This window comes from Streptomyces sp. SN-593, assembly GCF_016756395.1.
Classification (GTDB): Bacteria; Actinomycetota; Actinomycetes; order Streptomycetales; family Streptomycetaceae; genus Actinacidiphila; species Actinacidiphila reveromycinica.
Map to the genome: position 1 here is coordinate 5,992,914 of NZ_AP018365.1, position 22,427 is coordinate 6,015,340.

General features: G+C 72.6%; 20 protein-coding genes. All 20 read left to right on the plus strand.

Going from position 1 to position 22,427, the window contains the following annotated elements:
• The first annotated feature begins 135 nt into the window (after positions 1-135).
• The 20 genes from RVR_RS25500 (at position 136) to atpA (ending at position 22,427) form a co-directional block, all read left to right on the plus strand.
• Positions 136-663 (plus strand): response regulator, encoded by a 528-nt coding sequence (locus RVR_RS25500; protein WP_202236251.1) that lies wholly within the window; start codon positions 136-138, stop codon positions 661-663.
• A 142-nt stretch (positions 664-805) separates the two neighbouring features.
• Positions 806-1,933, plus strand: coding sequence for an ArgS-related anticodon-binding protein NrtL (gene nrtL, locus RVR_RS25505; protein WP_202236252.1), 1,128 nt, complete (start codon positions 806-808; stop codon positions 1,931-1,933).
• A gap of 234 nt (positions 1,934-2,167) precedes the next feature.
• Complete coding sequence (lysA, locus tag RVR_RS25510; protein WP_202236253.1) at positions 2,168-3,559, plus strand: diaminopimelate decarboxylase; 1,392 nt, start codon at positions 2,168-2,170, stop codon at positions 3,557-3,559.
• Between the two features lie 358 nt (positions 3,560-3,917).
• The gene (locus RVR_RS25515; protein WP_202236254.1) at positions 3,918-5,267 is read left to right on the plus strand and encodes a homoserine dehydrogenase; all 1,350 of its coding nucleotides are present in this window, start codon (positions 3,918-3,920) and stop codon (positions 5,265-5,267) included.
• Positions 5,268-5,274: 7 nt separating this feature from the next.
• Positions 5,275-6,366: a threonine synthase gene (thrC, locus tag RVR_RS25520; protein ID WP_237404953.1), complete on the plus strand. Its 1,092-nt coding sequence runs from the start codon at positions 5,275-5,277 to the stop codon at positions 6,364-6,366.
• A 386-nt stretch (positions 6,367-6,752) separates the two neighbouring features.
• Complete coding sequence (gene thrB / locus RVR_RS25525) at positions 6,753-7,676, plus strand: homoserine kinase (RefSeq protein ID WP_202236255.1); 924 nt, start codon at positions 6,753-6,755, stop codon at positions 7,674-7,676.
• A 380-nt stretch (positions 7,677-8,056) separates the two neighbouring features.
• On the plus strand, positions 8,057-10,069 hold the full coding sequence (gene rho, locus RVR_RS25530) for a transcription termination factor Rho (protein WP_430393245.1): 2,013 nt from the start codon (positions 8,057-8,059) through the stop codon (positions 10,067-10,069).
• Between the two features lie 243 nt (positions 10,070-10,312).
• Positions 10,313-11,446 carry an LCP family protein gene (locus tag RVR_RS25535; RefSeq protein ID WP_237404954.1) on the plus strand — a complete coding sequence of 378 codons (1,134 nt, stop codon included), beginning with the start codon at positions 10,313-10,315 and terminating at the stop codon, positions 11,444-11,446.
• 174 nt (positions 11,447-11,620) lie between these two features.
• Positions 11,621-11,845, plus strand: a complete 225-nt coding sequence (rpmE, locus tag RVR_RS25540) for a 50S ribosomal protein L31 (protein ID WP_202236258.1) — start codon at positions 11,621-11,623, stop codon at positions 11,843-11,845.
• A gap of 144 nt (positions 11,846-11,989) precedes the next feature.
• Positions 11,990-13,069, plus strand: coding sequence for a peptide chain release factor 1 (prfA, locus tag RVR_RS25545; protein ID WP_202239128.1), 1,080 nt, complete (start codon positions 11,990-11,992; stop codon positions 13,067-13,069).
• Between the two features lie 13 nt (positions 13,070-13,082).
• The gene (gene prmC / locus RVR_RS25550) at positions 13,083-13,928 is read left to right on the plus strand and encodes a peptide chain release factor N(5)-glutamine methyltransferase (RefSeq protein ID WP_202236259.1); all 846 of its coding nucleotides are present in this window, start codon (positions 13,083-13,085) and stop codon (positions 13,926-13,928) included.
• A gap of 85 nt (positions 13,929-14,013) precedes the next feature.
• Entirely contained in the window at positions 14,014-14,661 is a 648-nt protein-coding gene (locus RVR_RS25555; protein WP_202236260.1) for an L-threonylcarbamoyladenylate synthase, read from the plus strand.
• Positions 14,658-15,338, plus strand: coding sequence for an arsenate reductase/protein-tyrosine-phosphatase family protein (locus tag RVR_RS25560; RefSeq protein ID WP_430393176.1), 681 nt, complete (start codon positions 14,658-14,660; stop codon positions 15,336-15,338). Before RVR_RS25555 ends, RVR_RS25560 begins: the two co-directional genes overlap by 4 nt.
• A gap of 432 nt (positions 15,339-15,770) precedes the next feature.
• Complete coding sequence (locus tag RVR_RS25565; RefSeq protein WP_202236261.1) at positions 15,771-17,102, plus strand: MraY family glycosyltransferase; 1,332 nt, start codon at positions 15,771-15,773, stop codon at positions 17,100-17,102.
• Positions 17,103-17,392: 290 nt separating this feature from the next.
• The gene (locus RVR_RS25570) at positions 17,393-17,854 is read left to right on the plus strand and encodes a Cg1360 family ATP-synthase-associated protein (protein ID WP_202236262.1); all 462 of its coding nucleotides are present in this window, start codon (positions 17,393-17,395) and stop codon (positions 17,852-17,854) included.
• 285 nt (positions 17,855-18,139) lie between these two features.
• Positions 18,140-18,946 carry a F0F1 ATP synthase subunit A gene (atpB, locus tag RVR_RS25575; RefSeq protein ID WP_202236263.1) on the plus strand — a complete coding sequence of 269 codons (807 nt, stop codon included), beginning with the start codon at positions 18,140-18,142 and terminating at the stop codon, positions 18,944-18,946.
• Positions 18,947-19,024: 78 nt separating this feature from the next.
• Entirely contained in the window at positions 19,025-19,270 is a 246-nt protein-coding gene (gene atpE, locus RVR_RS25580) for an ATP synthase F0 subunit C (RefSeq protein WP_037913419.1), read from the plus strand.
• A gap of 42 nt (positions 19,271-19,312) precedes the next feature.
• The gene (locus tag RVR_RS25585) at positions 19,313-19,867 is read left to right on the plus strand and encodes a F0F1 ATP synthase subunit B (RefSeq protein WP_202236264.1); all 555 of its coding nucleotides are present in this window, start codon (positions 19,313-19,315) and stop codon (positions 19,865-19,867) included.
• An 88-nt stretch (positions 19,868-19,955) separates the two neighbouring features.
• A complete protein-coding gene (locus tag RVR_RS25590) occupies positions 19,956-20,771 on the plus strand; it encodes a F0F1 ATP synthase subunit delta (RefSeq protein WP_202236265.1) in 816 nt (271 codons plus the stop codon).
• An 84-nt stretch (positions 20,772-20,855) separates the two neighbouring features.
• Entirely contained in the window at positions 20,856-22,427 is a 1,572-nt protein-coding gene (atpA, locus tag RVR_RS25595) for a F0F1 ATP synthase subunit alpha (RefSeq protein ID WP_202236266.1), read from the plus strand.

Genomic DNA, 22,427 nt, shown 5'->3' on the forward strand with positions numbered 1-22,427 from the left:
TTGGGGAGGGTGGTCGTGTACGGGGTTTCGGGGGGCGGTGGGGCGGCGGGCGGGGCTGGAGGGGGTTCACCCGTGGCGGGGAAGAAATGGGCAAAACGCGGACGCATCGAGAGGGGGACGCCTACGCTTTCGGGTGTGGCGGGCGCGTCCGGCCGGGTGCTCGTTGTCGACGACAACAGGGTGATCCGGCAGCTGATCAGGGTCAACCTGGAGCTGGAGGGCTTCGAGGTCGTGACCGCGGCCGATGGTGCCGAGTGCCTGGAGATCGTGCACTCCGTCCAGCCGGACGTCGTGACGCTCGACGTGGTGATGCCCCGGCTCGACGGCGTGCGGACCGCGACGCGGCTGCGGGCGGACCCGCGCACGCGGCAGGTCGGGATCGTGATGGTCAGCGCGGGGAGCCTGCCCGAGGCGGTCGGCGGGCCCGGCGGCGTCGACGCCTACGTGGCCAAGCCGTTCGAGCCCGCCGTGCTCGTGGAGACGGTGCGCCGGCTGGCCCGGCGCGGTCCGCGCCCGCCCGAGCCGCCGGAGGGACCCGCCTCGGAAGGCCGTACGGATCTCCGTACGGACAGCCGTACGGAGAATCGCCCCGGGCTCCCTGCCGAGCCGCCGCCCGACCGCCCCCAGGGCCAGGCCGCCGCCACTCCCGGGCCCGGCGCCTGAGCCCCACTTCCCCCACGGCGTCCGCGCCCCGCCGCTTCCGGCGTGCCCGAGCCCCGATGCCTCCGGCCTCCGGCACCCCCGCCCCGTAAACCCGTCAAACCCGCTCGCCTCCCCACCCCCTCCCTCGCCTACGCTCTTCCCCGTGACCCCCGCCGAGCTGTCCCGCGCCCTTCTGACCACGGTGCGCCGCGCCGTGGACGCGGCCGAGCTGGCCGTCGAGGTGCCCGAGAAAGTGGTGGTGCAGCGCCCGCCGCGCGCCGACTGCGGCGACTACGCGACCAACGTCGCGCTCCAGCTCGCCGGCCCCGCCGGCCGCACCCCGCACGAGGTCGCGGAGATCCTGCGCCGCCGGCTCGCCCGCGAACCGGGCATCGCCGGCGTGCGCATCGCGGGCGCCGGCTTCCTGAACATCACGCTCAGCTCGCGCGCGTACGGCGTGGTGGTCCGCCGGGTCCGCGCGGAGCGCGAGCGGTACGGGTACGGGGAGGGGCTCGCCGATCTGCGGGTCACCGTGGCCGCGGCCCCCGGCACCGTACGCGGCCCGCTCGTCGCCGAGGTGGTGAACGGCCTGCTGCGGGCCGCCGGCGCCGACCCCGGCACCGCGCCCGAACCGCTCGACCCGGCGGAACCGGCCGCCCCCGCCGACCTCGGCGGCGCCCCCTTCACGCGCGCATCCCTCGAAGCCCTGCTCGGCCGCGACGCCACCCGCTGGGCCCTGCTCCGCCCGCCGGCCGAGGACGCCCCGCGCCTCGACGCCCCCGCCCGCGCCGCCCTGCTCGCGCAGACCGAGGCCAACCCGCTGTTCCGGGTCCGCTACGCCCGCGCCCGTGCCCGCGCGCTGCTGCGCAACGCCCGCGACCTGGGCATCTCCGCCGACGACGAGGCGGACACGTGTACGGTCGAAGGAAGCGGCGGGGCGCACCGTGGTCGGGTCGGCGACGCCGCTTCCCCGGCGGCGCAGCCGGGGCCCTCGGGCCCGCCGGGTCCGCCGCACCACCCCGCGGAGACCGAACTCCTCGGCCTGATCGCCGACTTCCCCCGCGTGGTGGAGAGCGCCGCCCGCCGGCGCGGCCCCGACCGGGTCGCCCGGCACCTGGAACGGCTCGCCGACGCGTTCGCCAGGTTCCACGACGAGTGCCCGGTCCTGCCGAAGGGCGACGAGAAACCCTCGGCCGTCCACGCGGCCCGGCTCCGCCTCACCGACGCGGCGGGGATCGTGCTCGCGGACGGCCTGCGCCTGCTCGGCATCAGCGCCCCCGACCGGATCTGACTCCCGACCGGCTCCGACCCCGGGGGCCGGCCCCGACCCCCGACCGGCTCCGACCGCTGGGGTCGGATCCGGACCCGGACGAGCCCGCCCGTTCGGCCCCGACACCCGGGCCACGACACCCCGGTCCCGACCCCCGCCCGGACCGGACCCCCGCCCGACCACCACCCTCAGGGGCCCCGTCCCGGGCCCCAACCGTCCCCGCCCACCCGCCCGCACGCCCCGAGGAAGTCCCCAGTGAGCCGTTCCGCACACCCCGCCGGCCCCCGCCACGCCGATGTCCTGCCCGAAGGGCACTACGCCGGCCCGCCCGCCGACCTCAACACCCTCGACCCGCGGATCTGGTCGCGCACCGTGACCCGCAACGCGGACGGCGCCGCGGAGGTCGCCGGCCTCGACGTACGCGACCTCGCCGCCGAGTTCGGCACCCCCGCCTACTTCCTGGACGAGGCCGACTTCCGGGCCCGCTGCCGCGCCTGGCGCGCCGCGTTCGGGCAGGGGGCCGACGTGTTCTACGCCGGCAAGGCGTTCCTGTCCCGCGCGGTGGTCAGGTGGCTGTACGAGGAGGGCATGAACCTCGACGTCTGCTCCGGCACCGAACTGGCGGTCGCGCTGGACGCCGGGATGCCCGCGGAGCGCATCGCGCTGCACGGCAACAACAAGAGCGCCGAGGAGATCGAGCGGGCGGTGCGCGAGGGCGTCGGCCGGATCGTGCTCGACTCCTTCCAGGAGATCGCCCGGGTCGCGGCCGAGGCCACCCGGCAGGGCCGCCGGCAGCGGGTGCAGATCCGGGTGACCGTCGGCGTCGAGGCGCACACCCACGAGTTCATCGCCACCGCCCACGAGGACCAGAAGTTCGGCATCGGCCTGGCCGACGGGCAGGCCGCGGAGGCCGTGCGCCGGGTGCTCCAGCTCGACAGCCTCGAACTCGCCGGCATCCACAGCCACATCGGCTCGCAGATCTTCGACATGGCCGGGTTCGAGGTGGCCGCCCGCCGGGTGGTGTCGCTGCTCGCCGAGGTGCGCGACGAGCACGGCGTGGAACTGCCGGAGATCGACCTCGGCGGCGGCCTCGGCATCGCGTACACGCCGGAGGACGACCCGCGCGAGCCGCAGGAGATCGCGAAGGCGCTCGGCGAGATCGTCGCCCGCGAGTGCGACGCGGCCCGGCTGACCCCGCCGCGGCTGTCGGTCGAGCCGGGCCGGGCGATCGTCGGCCCGACGGCGTTCACGCTGTACGAGGTGGGCACCGTCAAGCCGCTCGACGGCCTGCGGACGTACGTCAGCGTCGACGGCGGCATGTCCGACAACATCCGTACCGCGCTGTACGACGCCGAGTACAGCGTGTCGCTGGTCTCGCGGGCGAGCGACGCCGAGCCGATGCTGACGCGGGTGGTCGGCAAGCACTGCGAGAGCGGCGACATCGTGGTGAAGGACGCGTTCCTGCCGGCGGACCTCGCCCCGGGGGACCTGCTCGCGGTGCCCGCGACGGGGGCGTACTGCCGGGCGATGGCCAGCAACTACAACCACGCGCTGCGGCCGCCGGTGGTCGCCGTCGCGGACGGGCAGGCGCGGGTGATCGTCCGCCGGGAGACGGAGGAGGACCTGCTCCGCCTCGACGTGGGCTGAGGCACTCCGGGGCACCCGGCGGGCAGAGCTCTCGGGGGCGCCCGGGGAACCAAGCCTTCCGGGTGCCCGGGCACCCGGGTCCCCGGGCACCCGGGTCCCGCCGGCCGCGGGGACGGAAGTTGCGGCGGGCACCGCCGAGCGCCGCCGCAAATCGCGGGAGAGCGTCGGGCGGGAGGAAGATCTCAGGGGCCGTCCGGTGGGTCTCGCAATCCGGACAGGGCGTGGTTTCTCCCGTTCGGTGCGTGAGACTGGTCCCTCCAGGCGAGGTCCCTCCTCCTCCGCTCACCGCGAGCGCGGTCGGCGGGTCGGCGGGCCGCGCTCGACGAGTGGGAACACGTGTGACGAGAGACGAGGTCGGATGATGCGTACGCGTCCGCTGAAGGTGGCGCTCCTGGGGTGCGGTGTGGTCGGCTCCGAGGTCACGCGCATCATCACGACGCAGGCGGACGACCTCGCCGCCCGGATCGGAGCCCCGATCGAGCTGGCCGGGATCGCCGTCCGCCGTCCCCACAAGGTGCGCGACGGCGTGCCCGCCGAGTTGCTCACCACCGACGCCACGGCGCTGGTCAAGCGCGGCGACATCGACGTCGTGGTCGAGGTGATCGGCGGCATCGAGCCGGTCCGCACCCTCATCACCACCGCGTTCGAGCACGGCGCCTCCGTGGTGTCGGCGAACAAGGCGCTGCTGGCCGCCGACGGCGCGAGCCTGCACGCCAAGGCCGTCGAGCACGGTGTCGACCTGTACTACGAGGCCGCGGTGGCCGGCGCGATCCCGCTGATCAGGCCGCTGCGCGAGTCCCTCGCCGGCGACCGGGTCAACCGGGTGCTGGGCATCGTCAACGGCACCACCAACTTCATCCTCGACAAGATGGACTCCACCGGCGCCGGCTACAGCGAGGCGCTGGAGGAGGCGACCGCGCTCGGTTACGCCGAGGCCGACCCGACCGCCGACGTGGAGGGCTTCGACGCCGCCGCGAAGGCGGCGATCCTGGCCGGCATCGCCTTCCACACCCGCGTCACCATCGACGACGTGCACCGCGAGGGCCTGACCGAGGTGACCGCCGCCGACATCGCCTCCGCGCGCAAGATGGGCTGCACCGTCAAGATGCTCGCGATCTGCGAGCGCAGCGCCGACGGCCGCTCGGTCACCGCGCGGGTGCACCCGGCGATGATCCCGCTCAGCCACCCGCTCGCCTCGGTCCGCGAGGCGTACAACGCCGTCTTCGTCGAGGCGGAGGCGGCCGGCCGGCTGATGTTCTACGGTCCCGGCGCGGGCGGCGCTCCCACCGCCTCCGCCGTCCTGGGCGACCTGGTGACCGCCTGCCGCAACAAGCTCGCCGCTACCATCGGAGCAGGCGAGTCCGCGTACACGCGGCTGCCGGTCAGCCCCATGGGCGATGTGGTCACCCGTTACCACATCAGCCTCGACGTGGCGGACAAACCGGGTGTCCTGGCTCAGGTCGCGACGGTGTTCGCCCAGCACGAAGTGTCGATCGGCACGGTGCGGCAGCAGGGCAGGAACCAAGGCAGCGGCGACGACGCCGCCGTCGAGCAGAGCAGTGGCGGGCAGCGCGCGGGCGGCGAGGCGTCGCTCGTCGTCGTCACCCACCGCGCGACCGACGCCGCGCTGTCGGCGACCGTCGCCGCTCTGCGGGAACTCGACACCGTACGCGGCGTGGCCAGCATCATGCGCGTGGAAGGGGAGTAGCACCGATATGAACGTCCAGGTCGACCAGCTCCGAATGTCCGGCACCCACCAGTGGCGGGGCATCATCGAGGAGTACCGCGACCGCCTCCCGGTCGGCGCGGACACCCCGGTGGTCTCGCTGCTGGAGGGTGGCACCCCGCTCGTGCCGGCCCAGGTGCTCTCCGAGCGGACCGGGTGCGACGTCCGGCTCAAGGTCGAGGGGGCCAACCCCACCGGGTCCTTCAAGGACCGCGGCATGACCATGGCGATCACCAAGGCGAAGGAGGCCGGCGCCCAGGCGGTCATCTGCGCCTCCACCGGCAACACCTCCGCCTCGGCCGCGGCGTACGCGGTGCGCGCCGGCATGGTGTGCGCGGTGCTGGTACCACAGGGCAAGATCGCGCTGGGCAAGATGGGCCAGGCGCTGGTGCACGGCAGCCGCATCCTCCAGGTCGACGGCAACTTCGACGACTGCCTGGACCTGGCCCGCGGCCTCAGCGAGAAGTACCCGGTCGCGCTGGTCAACTCGGTGAACCCGGTGCGCATCGAGGGCCAGAAGACGGCCGCGTTCGAGATCGTGGACGCGCTCGGCGACGCGCCCGACATCCACGTCCTGCCGGTGGGCAACGCGGGCAACATCACCGCGTACTGGAAGGGCTACCGCGAGTACGCCGCCGACGGCTTCGCCACCCGCACGCCGCGGATGTGGGGCTTCCAGGCGGCCGGCTCGGCCCCGATCGTCAATGGCGCGCCGGTGCGCGAGCCGCAGACCATCGCCACCGCGATCAGGATCGGCAACCCCGCGTCCTGGCAGTTCGCCGAGGCGGCCCGCGACGAGTCCGGCGGCCTCATCGAGGCGGTGACCGACCGTCAGATCCTCGCCGCCTACCGGCTGCTGGCCGGCCGCGAGGGCGTCTTCGTCGAGCCCGCCTCCGCCGCGTCGGTGGCGGGGCTGCTCAAGGCCGCGGACGAGGGCCGGGTCGACCCCGGCCAGCGGATCGTCTGCACGGTCACCGGGAACGGGCTCAAGGACCCCGACTGGGCCGTCGCCGGCGCCCCGCAGCCGATCACGGTCCCCGTGAACGCGGACGCCGCGGCCACGCACCTGGGCCTGGCCTAGTAGGGCCCGGGGGCGGCCGCACGGCTTTCCGGGGGCGCGGGGAACCGCGCGACCGGCCGCCCACCGCCGGCGGTGGGCGGCCACCGCAACCGGCCGAGCGCGCGGTTCCCCGCGCGGTTCCGCCCGGAAGGCGCCCCCCAGCGCCCCTGGAGTGCACCCTCTTCACAGCAGTCACCCCTGTAAGGGGCGCACACCGCGGGGGCGACACGCATCACGCGCGGTCCGTGCGCCCTATGTCGCGGGGGAACCTTGTTTCGATAGGCTTACCCCAGCGGCGCAATCGCGCCGAGTTCCGGCGGATGCCGCCGCATCGCCATTTCCCGCCTCGCCGCCTGGCAACGGAGCCACGCCCGCAGGGCGTACGCACCAAGGAGATTCGTCGAACGATGGCCGGTCCCGCGTTCCGCGCCGCCGCAGTACGAGTGCGCGTCCCCGCGACCAGCGCGAACCTCGGCCCCGGTTTCGACGCGTTCGGCCTCGCGCTGGGGCTCTACGACGACGTGGTGGTCCGGGTCGCCGACTCCGGCCTGCACGTGGACATCGCCGGCGAGGGCGCCGACACGCTGCCGCGCGACGAGAAGCACCTGGTGGTCCGCAGCCTGCGCACCGCGTTCGACCTGCTCGGCGGCCAGCCGCGCGGCCTGGAGGTGGTCTGCGCGAACCGCATCCCGCACGGCCGCGGGCTGGGCTCCTCGTCGGCCGCCATCTGCGCGGGCATCATGGCCGCCCGCGCGGTGACGATAGGCGGCCCGGCGGGGCTGGACGACACGGCCCTGCTGGAGCTGGCCACGGAGATCGAGGGCCATCCGGACAACGTCGCCGCCTGCCTGATGGGCGGCTTCACGGTGGCCTGGACCGAGGGCGGGGCCGCGCGGGCGGTCCGGATGGAGCCGGCCGCGTCGCTGGTCCCGGTGGTGTTCGTGCCGGCGGTGCCGCTGCTGACCGAGACCGCGCGCGGGCTGCTGCCCCGTACCGTCCCGCACGTGGACGCCGCGGCGAACGCGGGCCGGGCCGCGCTGCTCGTCGAGGCGCTGACCAGGCGCCCCGAGCTGCTGCTGCCGGCCACCGAGGACCGGTTGCACCAGGAGTACCGGGCGCCGGCGATGCCCGAATCCCTGGCCCTGGTGAACCGTCTACGCGCGGAGGGCGTCCCTGCTGTCGTGTCCGGTGCCGGGCCGACCGTGCTCGCCCTGACCGACGAGGGCGCCGCGGACAAGGTCTCCCGGCTCGCGGGTGACGGCTGGGCGGCGAACCGCCTGGCGCTCGACGCCGCCGGGGCGAGTGTCCTGCCGCTCGCAGGTGGGCAGTGACACGATTGCCGGTCGAAGAGAGGGGGAATATCTGTTGGACCGGGTAGTGTTAACCTCAAGCCAGCATTCGCCGCCCTTTGGGCGCGATGGGCTGTGTCCCCGCAGTGGGACCGCACTTCTTCCGGGAGCCTCCCACCCCGTATAGGCAGCCAGTCCGGTCGACCGGACAGCCTGTGTGGGACGTGTCGAGCACGCTCCGGATTCGGTACGAGTTCTCTCCGTGCCGAGAGCACCCATGTATTTCTGCCGTATCAGGCAGACCACCGCCCCGGGTCGAAGCAGCGGGAACGCGAGACCCGGACAGCACGACCGGTCGCCGAGCCAGACAGGCCGACGCCCGCTCCAGGGAAGGACCCTTCGTGAGCGACACCACCGATCTGATGGGCGTGCGCGCAGACAACACTGTCGCCGCGTCCGAAGCCGCCGCGCCTGCCTCCGGTGCTGCCACGGCCGCCCGGCGCCGTCGGTCCGGGACCGGCCTGGAGGGCATGGTCCTGGCCGAACTCCAGCAGGTGGCCGCAGGTCTCGGCATCAAGGGCACCGCGCGGATGCGCAAGGGCCAGCTCATCGAGACGATCAAGGAGCGCCAGGCCGGCGGTGGCGCCGCGGCCGAGAAGGCCGCCGCCCCCGCGGCCGGTGCGCCGGCCGAGAAGCCCAAGCGCCGCGCCACCTCGCGGGCACGGCTGGAGCAGGCGGCCGAGGCCGCCGAGGCCCCGGCGGCCGCCGCACCGGCCGCGAAGGAGCCGGAGGCCAAGCAGCAGCAGATCGAGATCCCCGGCCAGCCGGCCGGCGAGAAGGCGAAGGCCGCCGCGACGGCCGAGCGGGCGCAGGGCGAGCGCGCGGCGCAGCAGGCCGAGCGCGGCGCCGACAAGGCGGACAAGGCCGCCGAGGCCGCCGCCGACAGCGCCGAGGGACGCGAGGCCAAGGGCGGCGACGCCAAGCACCAGGGCGGCGACGACCGCCAGGACCGCCAGCGCGGCCAGCGGGACCGCCGCGAGCGGCAGCGCGACCGCCAGCGCAACCGCGGCGAGGACGGCGGCGACGGGCAGCAGGGCGGCGGCCAGGGCCGGCGGGAGCGCCAGCAGGGCGGCCAGCAGCACCAGGGCGGCGGCCAGCACCAGCAGCAGGCCCAGCAGCAGGACGACGACGAGTTCGGCGAGGGCCGCGGCCGGCGCCGGGGCCGCTACCGCGACCGGCGCGGGCGCGGCCGGGGCCGGGACGAGTTCGGCGGCGGCGAGCCGCAGGTCGCCGACGACGACGTGCTGATCCCCGTCGCGGGCATCCTCGACATCCTCGACAACTACGCGTTCATCCGCACCTCGGGCTACCTGCCGGGGCCGAACGACGTGTACGTCTCGCTCGCCCAGGTCCGCAAGAACGGCCTGCGCAAGGGCGACCACGTCACCGGCGCGGTGCGCCAGCCCAAGGACGGCGAGCGGCGCGAGAAGTTCAACGCGCTGGTCCGCCTCGACTCGGCGAACGGCATGGGCGCCGACTCCGGCCGCGGCCGTCCGGAGTTCAACAAGCTCACCCCGCTCTACCCGCAGGACCGGCTCCGGCTGGAGACCGACCCGGGTGTGCTGACCACGCGGATCATCGACCTGGTCTCGCCGATCGGCAAGGGCCAGCGCGGCCTGATCGTCGCCCCGCCGAAGACCGGCAAGACGATGATCATGCAGGCGATCGCCAACGCGATCACCACCAACAACCCCGAGTGCCACCTCATGGTCGTCCTCGTCGACGAGCGGCCCGAAGAGGTCACCGACATGCAGCGCTCGGTGAAGGGCGAGGTCATCTCCTCGACCTTCGACCGGCCCGCCGAGGACCACACCACCGTCGCCGAGCTCGCCATCGAGCGGGCCAAGCGGCTGGTGGAGCTGGGCCACGACGTGGTGGTGCTGCTCGACTCGATCACCCGCCTGGGCCGCGCCTACAACCTGGCCGCGCCCGCCTCCGGCCGCATCCTGTCCGGCGGTGTCGACTCCACGGCGCTCTACCCGCCGAAGCGCTTCTTCGGCGCGGCGCGCAACATCGAGGACGGCGGCTCGCTGACCATCCTGGCCACCGCGCTGGTCGAGACCGGCTCGCGGATGGACGAGGTGATCTTCGAGGAGTTCAAGGGCACCGGCAACATGGAGCTCAAGCTCGACCGCAAGCTCGCCGACAAGCGCATCTTCCCCGCGGTGGACGTCGACCCGTCCGGCACCCGCAAGGAGGAGATCCTGCTGGACCGCGAGGAGTTGGCGATCGTCTGGAAGCTGCGCCGGGTGCTGCACGCGCTCGACTCGCAGCAGGCGATCGAGCTGCTGCTGGACAAGATGAAGCAGACCAAGTCCAACGCCGAGTTCCTGATGCAGATCGCCAAGACCACGCCTGGCCAGAACAACGACTGACCGTGACCGGCGGCATCCGCCGCCGTAATCGGTCGAACCGCCCGCGTAACCCCGCTGACCTGGGGGTACGCGGGCGGTCGTGGTTTCCGGCCGGTGCGTCGGCCCGCCCCTCGGATGGCGGCACCTGCGCACCGGGCGCACGATGGAACGTCCGACCCACCAGATGTTCCCGGCCCGGGGAAGCCGGGGGAGCGGCCGCCGGACCTCCGGGCGGCCGGACGCGCAGGAAGCCGAGGAGCCGCCATGCCGGACGTCCAGCAGCCGCGGACCGGCTCCAGCCCCAGCGGGGCCGGAGAGGGCCGCAGACGCCGCCGGCGGGCCCTGCACGTCACCGCCTGGGCGGTCTCCGCGGTGGTCCTGGTGGGCGCGGCCGGCGCGGGCTACCTCTACCACCGGTTCAACGCCAACATCCACAGCGTCGACATCGACGGCGCCCTCGGCGGCCACCGCCCCGCCCCCCTCGGCAACGGCTCGATGGACATCCTGGTCCTCGGCTCCGACTCCCGCTCCGGCGCGAACCGCGCGTACGGCCACGACAGCGGCACCGCGCGCTCGGACACCGCGATGGTGGTGCACCTGGCCAAGGGCCACAGGAAGGCGAGCGTGGTGAGCATCCCGCGCGACACCCTCGTCGACCGCCCGGCCTGCACCGGCGCCAAGGGCGCCCTCGCGCCGGCCCGGCAGCAGGTCATGTTCAACACCGCGTACGAGACCGGCGGGCCGGTCTGCGCGGTCAAGACCGTCGAGCAGCTCACCGGGCTGCGGATGGACCACTACGTCGAGGTCGACTTCACCGGCTTCAAGAACCTCGTGGACGCGTTGGGCGGGGTCCCGCTGACCACCACCCGGGCGATCCACGACGACAAGAGCCACCTGAACCTGACCGCCGGCACCCACACCCTCGACGGCGCCCAGGCCCTCGGCCTGGTCCGCACCCGGCACGGCGTCGCCGACGGCAGCGACCTGGGCCGTATCCAGCTCCAGCAGGCGTTCATGAAGGCGCTGCTCGACCGGATCGGCGGGCTGGGGGCCTTCACCAGCCCGGCGAAGCTGTTCTCGGTCACCGACACCGCCACCAAGGCGATCACCACCGACACCGGCCTCGGCTCGGTGAACAAGCTGATGGGGCTCGCCCAGGGCGTGCAGCACCTGAACGCCGGCAACGTGCACATGGTGACGCTCCCGGTGCGCTACGACCCCGCGGACCACAACCGGGTCGAGCCGCTCCCGGCGCAGACCGCCCGGGTGTGGGCCGCGCTGCGCGCCGACCGGCCGATCCCGGCCGACGCCACGAAGGGCTCGGTCGCCGACCGGGAGGACGCCGGCCAGGTGGTCGGCAGCGGGGGACCGCCCGCCGGGCAGACCCCGGGGCGGTGAGTGCCGCGGCCGGCCGCACCCCGCTGACCTGCACGGACGCAGCGGGAATTATCGGGGGCCCGACCTGGTTTTGGCAGGTGCGGGCAGTCCTGGCAGACTGGTCCGCTGGCCCCGGTTCACGCTCACGCAAACCCGCTGGAGCGACCCGGCGCCCTCCCGAACCTAGGAGCACCCTTGAAGCGCGAGATCCACCCCGAGTACGTAGAGACCCAGGTCACCTGCACCTGCGGCGCCTCGTTCACCACCCGCAGCACCGAGACCAGCGGCCAGATCCGCGCGGACGTGTGCTCCGAGTGCCACCCGTTCTACACGGGCAAGCAGAAGATCCTCGACACCGGCGGCCGCGTGGCCCGCTTCGAGGCCCGCTTCGGCAAGAACGCCGGGTCCGCCAAGAAGTAGCGGCCCGACCAGCGCCGGCCTCCGGTCGCCCCGCCCAGGGCGACCGGACCGGCGCTTTGTCGTCCTGCCCCGCGTCCGAAGCCGGCGGCGCGCGTCCCACCGCCCTCCGGCCCCAGGCAGTACCTACTCCTCCAGGAAGCCATGATGTTCGAGGCGGTCGAGGAACTGATCGGCGAACATGCCGACCTCGAAAAGCAGCTTGCCGACCCCGCGGTCCACACCGACCAGGCCAACGCCCGCCGGCTCAACAAGCGGTACGCGGAACTCACCCCCATCATCGCGGCCTACCGCTCCTGGCGGCAGACCGGCGAGGACGCCGAGACCGCGCGCGAACTGGCCCTCGACGACCCGGAGTTCGCCGCCGAGGTGAAGGAGCTGGACAAGCAGCGCGAGGAGCTGACCGACCGGCTGCGGCTGCTGCTGGTGCCGCGCGACCCCAGCGACGACAAGGACGTCATCCTGGAGGTCAAGGCCGGCGAGGGCGGCGAGGAGTCCGCGCTGTTCGCCGGCGACCTGCTGCGGATGTACCTGCGGTACGCCGAGCGGGTCGGCTGGAAGACCGAGATCCTCGACGCCAACGCCTCCGACCTCGGCGGTTACAAGGACGTCCAGGTCGTGGTGAAGGCCAAGGCGAGCCACGAGCCGGGCCAGGGCGTGTGGGCCCGGCTGAAGTACGAGGGCGGCGTGCACCGGGTGCAGCGGGTGCCGGCCACCGAGTCGCAGGGCCGTATCCACACCTCCGCCGCCGGCGTGCTGGTCACCCCGGAGGCCGAGGAGGTCGAGGTCGAGATCGGCCCCAACGACCTGCGGATCGACGTCTACCGCTCGTCCGGCCCCGGCGGCCAGTCGGTCAACACCACCGACTCCGCGGTCCGGATCACCCACCTGCCGTCCGGCCTGGTGGTCTCCTGCCAGAACGAGAAGAGCCAGCTTCAGAACAAGGAGTCGGCGATGCGCATCCTGCGCTCCCGGCTGCTGGCCGCCGCGCAGGAGGAGGCCGAGCGCGAGGCGTCCGACGCCCGCCGCAGCCAGGTCCGCACCGTGGACCGCTCCGAGCGCATCCGGACCTACAACTTCCCGGAGAACCGGATCTCCGACCACCGGGTCGGCTTCAAGGCGTACAACCTGGACCAGGTGCTCGACGGCGACCTCGACGCGATGATCCAGGCGTGCGTGGACGCCGACTCCGCCGCGAAGCTGGCCGCGGCCGGCGACGGCGCTTGAGAAGGGGCCCGACGTGAACCTGCTGCTCGCCGAGGTGGCCCAGGCCGCCCAGCGCCTTGCCGACGCGGGCGTGCCCTCGCCCCGCTTCGACGCCGAGGAACTGGCCGCGTACGTGCACGGGGTCAAGCGCGGCGAGCTGCACACCGTGGCCGACGCGGACTTCGACGCGCGCTACTGGGAGGCGGTCGCGCGCCGCGAGGCCCGCGAACCGCTCCAGCACATCACCGGCCGCGCCTTCTTCCGGTACCTGGAGCTCCAGGTCGGGCCCGGGGTGTTCGTGCCCCGCCCGGAGACGGAGTCGGTGGTCGGCTGGGCCATAGACGCCGTCCGGGCCATGGACGTCGCCGAACCGCTGATCGTGGACCTGTGCACCGGCTCGGGCGCGATCGCGCTCGCGCTCGCCCAGGAGGTGCCCCGCTCCCGGGTGCACGCGGTGGAGCTGTCCGAGCAGGCCCTGGAGTGGGCCCGCAAGAACGTCGCCGGCAGCAAGGTGGACCTGCGGCACGGCGACGCGCTGGCCGCGTTCCCCGACCTCAACGGCCAGGTCGACCTGGTGGTCTCCAACCCGCCCTACATCCCGCTCACCGAGTGGGAGTACGTCGCACCGGAGGCACGCGACCACGACCCCGAACTCGCCCTGTTCTCCGGCGAGGACGGCCTGGACACCATCCGCGGCATCGAGCGTGCCGCGCACCGCCTGCTGCGGCCCGGCGGTGTGGTCGTCGTCGAGCACGCCGACTCCCAGGGCGGGCAGGTGCCGTGGATCTTCAAGGAGGACGCCGGCTGGGCGGACGCGGCCGACCACCCCGACCTGAACAACCGGCCCCGCTTCACGTCCGCGCGCAAGGCGACACCGTGAGGACGCGGACGGCCGGCCGCCAGGGCGGCACCGCGCGCACAGCACCCCCCGCAACGGCGGCAGAACAGCTACTGGAGGTCTTCCCATGGCACGGCGATACGACTGCGCGGACGCGACCGACCGGGTCACCGGGCTGCGCGAGGCCACCTCGGCGGTCAAGCGCGGCGAACTCGTGGTGCTGCCGACCGACACCGTCTACGGCATCGGCGCGGACGCCTTCGACAAGGACGCGGTCGGCGACCTGCTGGAGGCCAAGGGCCGCGGCCGCTCCATGCCGTCACCGGTCCTGGTGGGCTCCCCGAACACCCTGCACGGCATCGTCACCGACTTCTCCGAGCAGGCGTGGGAGCTCGTCGACGCCTTCTGGCCGGGCGCGCTGACCCTCGTCACCAAGCACCAGCCGTCGCTGCGCTGGGACCTGGGCGACACCCGCGGCACCGTGGCCGTCCGCATGCCGCTGCACCCGGTCGCCATCGAACTGCTCACCGAGACCGGCCCGATGGCCGTCTCCAGCGCCAACCTCACCGGCATGCCCTCCCCGCAGGACTGCGACGCCGCCCAGGGCATGCTCGGCGACTCCGTGGCCGTCTACCTCGACGCCGGCCCGACGCCCGCCGCCGTACCGTCCTCGATCGTCGACGTCACCGGGAAGGTGCCGGTGCTGCTGCGGGCGGGGGCGCTCAGCGCCGAGGAGCTGCGCAAGGTGGTACCCGACCTGGAGGAGCGCCGTTGACCGCGCCCAACGGGCGTGCCATACGGTCACTCACCACGTCGCCGACCGCGATCGGGGGAGGCGGCCGAACCGTCCACGCCCCCCTCGACGTGCTGCGCGTGCTGCACGTGTGCACCGGCAACGTCTGCCGCTCGCCGATGGCCGAGCGGCTGATGCGGCACGGCCTCGCACAGCGGCTGGGCGCCGACGCGGACGCCATCCTGGTGGAGTCGGCGGGCACCTGGGGCCACGAAGGCGCCCCGATGGAACTGCACGCCGCGGCCGTGCTCGCCGAACACGGCGCCGACACCGCGGACTTCACCGGCCGCGAACTGCTCGACGACCACGTCATCGACGCCGACCTGGTGCTCACCGCCACCCGCGACCACCGCGCCCAGGTCATCTCGATGGGCCACGCGGCGGGCCTGCGCACCTTCACGCTCAAGGAGTTCACCCGGCTGGTGCGGGCGATAGACCCCGCCACGCTTCCCGACGGCAGCGTCACCGAGCGGGCCCGCTCGCTGGTCCGTGCCGCGGCCGCGCTGCGCGGCTGGCTGCTGGCGCCGAGCCCCGACGCCGACGAGGTGAGCGACCCGTACGGCGCCCCGATCACGTACTTCCGCAGCATCGGCGACGAGATCCAGGACGCGCTCGACCCGGTGGTGACCGCGCTCACCGGCATCCCGGCGACCGTCTGAGGGCGCCCGTACACCGCGCGCCGCCACCGCACGTCACGTCGTCCCCCGCATCCCCGCGCGTCCCCCCACGCCCCGCCCAGGGGCCCCCACGTCGTCGCGCACGCCGCCGGGCGCGGGCGGTGCGGCCGTGACCGGACCGCCGCCGTGCTGCGTCCTGAACGTGATCTTGGTCGCTGTCCGCGGGCCGCGCGCGCCGGGCGCCGCCGGGGGCCGGCCGGGCGCTCGTCGCCGACCTGCGGTTTCGCCGGGCGCGGCCGCCGGGCCGACTTCGTTACCTGCCCGCGACAGGCCGACCGCAACCCTCCGGACCCCCTGTGAGTCTTGGTGGGTGTTCGCCGTCCCGGCCCGGCCACCACTAGGGTGTGACGCTGTGAAGATCCCCCGGACGTGTGCGCGTGCCCGCCGCACCCCCGAATACGTCGGAGGCTGCCCGTGCGCGAGTACCTGCTGACCCTGTGCGTCTCCGCGGCCGTCACCTACCTGCTGACCGGCCCGGTGCGGAAGTTCGCGATCGCGGCGGGCGCGATGCCCCCGATCCGCGACCGCGACGTGCACAAGGAGCCGATCCCGCGGCTGGGCGGCATCGCGATGTTCGGCGGGCTGTGCGCGGGGCTGCTGGTCGCCGCGCACCTGAACAACCTCTCCGGGGTCTTCAAACTCTCCAGCGAGCCGCGGGCGCTGCTCTCCGGGGCCGGGCTGATCTGGCTGCTGGGCGTGCTGGACGACAAGTGGGGCGTGGACGCGCTGATCAAGCTCGGCGTGCAGATGATCGCCGCCGGCGTGATGGTCTTCCAGGGGCTGGCGATCCTGTGGCTGCCGGTACCGGGCTTCGGCACCATCATCTTCACGCCGGTGCAGTCCACGCTGCTCACCGTGGCGCTGGTGGTGATCACCATCAACGCGGTCAACTTCGTGGACGGCCTCGACGGCCTCGCCTCCGGCATGGTGTGCATCGCCTCGATCGCGTTCTTCATGTACGCCTACCGCATGTGGTACGGCTACGGCATCGAGCAGGCCGCGCCCGCGACGCTCTTCTCGGCGATCCTGATCGGCATGTGCCTGGGCTTCCTGCCGCACAACATCCACCCGGCGCGGATCTTCATGGGCGACTCCGGGTCGATGCTGATCGGCCTGGTGCTGTCCTCGGGCGCGATCTCGATCACCGGCCAGGTCGACCCGGACGCCATCACCGACTTCACCGGGTCCACCCGGCAGACCGTGCACTTCATGGTGCCGGTCTACATGCCGCTGCTGCTGCCGCTGACGATGATCGCGATCCCGGCCGCCGACCTGGTGCTCGCCGTGGTGCGCCGGACCTGGCGCGGCCAGTCGCCGTTCGCCGCCGACCGCGGCCACCTGCACCACCGGCTGCTGGAGCTGGGGCACACCCACAGCCGCGCGGTGCTGATCATGTACTTCTGGGCGGCGCTGTTCGCCTTCTCCGCGGTGGCGTTCTCGGTCAGCTCCTCCAGCCTGTGGATCGTGCTGGTGATCGTGGCGCTCAGCGCGATCGGGCTGGTGGTCCTGCTGCTGCCGGCCTTCCGGCCGCACGCGCCGCGCTGGGCGGAGTCGGTGGTCCCGCCGCGCTACCGGCGCAGGCGCCGCCGGCTGGCGGCGGCCGCGGCCGCCGCCGAGCGGGAGATGAACGGCCCGGACCGGCCGGCGCTCAACGGCGCGACCGCGGTGGGCGACCGGCCCCGGCTGCCGGAGCGGTCCGGCTCCACCAAGCCGAGCCCCGCGCCCACCGCGAACAGCGGCCGCTGACCGGTGACCGGTCAACGACGCACCGTGAAGGAGCGGTTCCCGAGCGGGGGACAACTCCGGTAAAAGGGGCGGCGTGTCGCTACCTCGTGCGTGTGACAGGCAGCACATCTTCATGGTAAAGACCGCATCAAAAACTTTGTGATAGCGTTCACGAAAGCAGGGAACACGCCGAAAGACCTTGAGAGAGACGGTCTTCCGGCGAGAGGCACACCCTCGGGCCCGTCCCGCCTCGCCCCCGCTCGTCTCCGACGACACCCGCTCGCCCCAACTCCCGCCGGAGGAGCCGCCCCATGCAGCCCAACGACGCCCGGATCCTCCGGGGCTCCGCCCTCGTGGCCGGACCCGTCGCCGTCATCGCCACCGTGGTCAGTGCCCTCGTCGCAGGCGAGAAGGGCCTGGTCGGCGGTGTGGTGGCAGTCGCCGTCGTCGCTGTCTTCTTCGCGGCCGGCTCATGGGCGCTGATGCGGATCACCGAGAACCGGCCGCAGTTGGCGATGTCCGCGGGAATGCTGGTCTACGCCGTGCAGATCCTGCTGATCGGCGTCTTCATCGTCGTCTTCAAGGACACCAGCGCCTTCAACGGCCGCGCGTTCGGCCTGACCCTGCTGGTCACCGCGCTCGCCTGGGTGGGCGGCCAGATCAAGCAGTCGCTGACCAGCCGGATGCTCTACGTCGATCCCGAACCCTCGGTCCCCGCCGCACGGAAGCAGGAGGCGGACGCGGTCGGGACGGGGTCGCGCGATGCTACGTAAGGGGAGGGTAAGGGGCCTTCATCCAGGTCTGCTATCGTCCGGAGTCGCATCCGGACGTGAGGGCCCCTCGCACATGCAGAGGGTCAAGCCCCCGCGCCCTGCGGTGTATTCGGAACCGGAACCGCGCCGGCGGCACGGACGACGGATGCCCGCGACGCGATGCGGGCTCTCAGCGGACCGGACGGGCTTCGCCACGCCCTGCCCGCAGTGCCGAACAGCGGCCCCACCAGCCGCGCTGACACACAAGGTTGCCGTTACTTATGCGTCACGACGAAGGAGTCACGGGTGAGTGCCCACACGCTGCTCGCTGAAGCTGGATGCCATATCCAGCACGGTTGCGCATTCCCCGCTCCGGGCCTCAACTCGTTCGACTTCAAGCCGATCTTCAGCGTCGGCAGCTTCGACTTCACCAAGCCGATGCTGCTCGCGATCATCTGCATGCTGCTGGTGGTGGGCTTCTTCTGGGCCGCTTTCCGCAAGCCGAAGCTCGTGCCGGGGAAGCTGCAGCTGGTCGGTGAGATCGGCTACACCTTCGTGGCCCGCAGCATCGCCCGCGAGGTGATCGGCAAGAAGGGCGACAAGTACGTCCCCTTCCTCACGTCGATCTTCTTCTTCGTGTGGCTCATGAACATCATGTCGATCATCCCGGTCGCGCAGTTCCCCGCGACGTCGCGGTTCGCGTTCCCGGTGGGCCTGGCCGCCCTGGTGTTCATCACCTACATGTACCTGACGTTCAAGAACAACGGCTTCCGCGGCGGCATCAAGAACCTCGTCTGGATCGACGGCCTGCCCTGGCCGCTGGTGCCGCTCATCGTGGTGCTGGAGTTCTTCTCCAACGTCATCCTCCGGCCGTTCACCCTCGCGGTGCGGCTGTGGGCCAACATGTTCGCCGGCCACATGCTGATCGTGATGTTCAGCGTGGCGAGCTGGTACCTGCTGACCCCGTCGTTGTTCACGGCGGTGTCCGGAGCGTCGTTCATCATCGCGCTCCTGATGACCACGCTCGAGGTGCTGATCCAGTTCCTGCAGGCGTACATCTTCACGCTGCTCGCCTCGATCTACATCCAGGGAGCGCTCGAAGAGGGTCACTGACCCGCGCCACGAGCCCCTCCACCGAATCTTCCGCTGGGAAGCCCCCCAACGGACCGCATCACAAAGGAAGACAGGGAAATGTCTGCCGAGCTCGTTAACCTCGCCGCCGCCACCACCGCCGGCCGCCTGGGCGCGGTCGCCTACGGCCTCGCCGCCATCGGCCCCGGCGTGGGCATCGGTCTGGTCTTCGGCCACTCGATCGAGGCCATGGCCCGCCAGCCCGAGGCCATGCCGGTCATCCGCACCAACATGTTCCTCGGCTTCGCGCTCTGCGAGGTCCTCGCACTGCTCGGCCTGGTCGTCCCCTTCATCTTCCAGAAGTGACCTGGGCTCCCGACCAGTAGCCACTCGACGAAAGGTTCAGACATGATCACCTTCCTTGCGGAGGAGGGACAGCAGAACCCGCTGATCCCGGACACCGCGGAACTGATCGTCGGCCTGCTCTGCTTCTTCATCGTCTTCGGCATCCTCGGGAAGAAGCTGCTGCCGAACATCCAGAAGACCCTGGCGGAGCGGCACGACGCGATCGAGGGTGGCCTGGAGCGGGCGGAGAAGGCCCAGGCCGACGCCAATCGCACGCTCGACGAGTACAAGGCCCAGCTCGCCGAGGCCCGCCACGAGGCGGCCCGGATCACCGAGCAGGCCCGCGAGCAGGGCGCGCAGATCATCGCGGAGATGCGCGAGGAGGGCTCGCGGCAGCGCGACGCCATCATCGCCGCCGGTCACGCACAGATCGAGGCGGACCGCCGCCAGGTGACGGTCAGCCTCCGGCAGGAGGTCGGCAAGATCGCGACCGACCTGGCCGGCCGGGTGGTCGGTGAGTCCCTGGAGGACTCCGCCCGCCAGTCCCGCGTGGTCGACCGCTTCCTGGACGGCCTGGAGCAGAGCGCTGCCGCCACCGAGGCCGAGGCGGCGCGATGAACACCGGAACGACGAGTCGGCGAGTGAGCCTGCCGCCGGCCCGTGCGCTGCGCAGTGCGGTGTGCGAACGAGCCGGGGAGTGTGACCGATGAACGGCGCCAGCCGCGAAGCACTGGCCGCCGCCCGCGAGCGGCTGGACGCGCTGACCGACAACACGTCGGTGGACGCGGCCCGCCTCGGCGGCGAGCTGTCCTCGGTCACCACGCTGCTCGACCGCGAGAGCGGTCTGCGCCGTGCGCTGACCGACCCGGCGCAGACCGGTGAGGCCAAGGCGGACCTGGTCCGCCGGCTGCTCGGCGGCCAGATCGGCGGCGAGACGCTCGACCTGGTGGCCGGCATGGTCAGGTCCCGCTGGTCGCGCTCCCGCGACCTGGTGGACGCCGTGGAGGAGCTGGCCGACAGCGCCGACCTGATCGCCGCCCAGCGCGGTGGCGACCTGGACGACGTCGAGGACGAGCTCTTCCGGTTCGGCCGGATCGCCGCGGGCAGCAGCGAGCTGCGCGCCGCGCTGGCCGACCGCGCGGCGAGCACCGAGGCGAAGAGCGCCCTGCTGGGCCGGCTGCTCGGCGGCCGCGCCAAGCCGGTGACGGAACGGCTGGTCGTACGACTGGTCACCGCGCCGCGAGGACGTAGCCTGGAGGGCGGGATCGAATCCCTGTCCAAGCTGGCAGCGGCCCGCCGGGGCCGGACGGTGGCGGAAGTGGTCTCGGCCGTTCCGCTCAGTGACCGGCAGAAGCAGCGGCTCGCAGACGCGCTGTCCCGGATCTACGGCCGCCCGGTGCACCTGAACCTCGACGTGGACCCCTCGGTCCTCGGCGGGGTGCGGGTACGCGTCGGCGACGAGGTCATCAACGGCTCCATCGCGGACCGGCTCGACGAAGCCGCCCGCCGCATGGCCGGCTGACAGCCACCAACGCAACAAGCATGAAGGCGGCCCTAGTTGGGCCGTGAGGAATACCGGGCCCAACAAGGAGAGCAGGGAACCCAGATGGCGGAGCTCACGATCCGGCCGGAGGAGATCCGGGACGCGCTGGATAACTTCGTCCAGTCGTACCAGCCGGACGCCGCCTCGCGCGAGGAGGTCGGCACGGTCAGCGTTGCCGGTGACGGCATCGCGAAGGTCGAGGGTCTGCCCTCGGCCATGGCGAACGAGTTGCTGAAGTTCGAGGACGGCACCCTCGGCCTCGCCCTCAACCTCGAGGAGCGCGAGATCGGTGCGATCATCCTCGGCGAGTTCGACGGCATCGAGGAGGGCCAGCCGGTGCAGCGCACCGGCGAGGTGCTCTCCGTCGCGGTCGGTGAGGGCTACCTCGGCCGGGTCGTGGACCCGCTGGGCAACCCGATCGACGGCCTCGGCGAGATCGAGACCGAGGGCCGCCGCGCCCTCGAACTCCAGGCGCCGACCGTCATGCAGCGCAAGTCGGTCCACGAGCCGATGCAGACCGGCCTGAAGGCCGTCGACGCGATGACCCCGATCGGCCGCGGCCAGCGCCAGCTGATCATCGGCGACCGGCAGACCGGCAAGACCGCGCTGACCATCGACACGATCATCAACCAGCGCGACAACTGGCGCTCGGGCGACCCGAAGAAGCAGGTCCGCTGCATCTACGTCGCCATCGGCCAGAAGGGTTCCACCATCGCGGGCGTGCGCGCCGCGCTGGAGGAGGCCGGCGCGCTGGAGTACACCACGATCGTCGCCGCCCCGGCGTCCGACCCGGCCGGCTTCAAGTACCTGGCGCCGTACACCGGCTCGGCCATCGGCCAGCACTGGATGTACCAGGGCAAGCACGTCCTGATCGTCTTCGACGACCTGTCGAAGCAGGCCGACGCCTACCGCGCCGTCTCCCTGCTGCTGCGCCGCCCGCCGGGCCGCGAGGCGTACCCGGGCGACGTCTTCTACCTGCACTCCCGCCTGCTGGAGCGCTGCGCGAAGCTCTCCGACGACCTGGGCGCGGGCTCGATGACCGGTCTGCCGATCGTCGAGACCAAGGCCAACGACGTGTCGGCGTTCATCCCGACCAACGTCATCTCCATCACCGACGGCCAGTGCTTCCTGGAGTCCGACCTGTTCAACGCCGGCCAGCGGCCCGCGCTGAACGTCGGTATCTCGGTCTCCCGGGTCGGCGGCTCCGCGCAGATCAAGGCGATGAAGCAGGTCTCCGGCCGGCTCAAGCTCGACCTCGCGCAGTTCCGTGAGCTGGAGGCGTTCGCCGCCTTCGGTTCCGACCTCGACGCGGCCTCCAAGGCCCAGCTCGAGCGCGGCCAGCGGATGATGGAGCTGGTCAAGCAGGGCCAGTACGCCCCCTTCCCGGTCGAGGACCAGGTCGTGTCGATCTGGGCCGGCACCACCGGCAAGCTCGACGATGTACCGGTCGAGGACATCCGCCGGTTCGAGCGCGAGCTGCTGGACTACCTGCACCGCGAGCACAAGTCGCTGCTCACCGCGATCGTCGAGACCGGCAAGCTGCCGGACGAGGCCATCGAGACGCTCACCGACGCCGTCGCCGCCTTCAAGAAGCAGTTCGAGACGTCCTCGGGCACGCTGCTGGTCGAGGGCTGA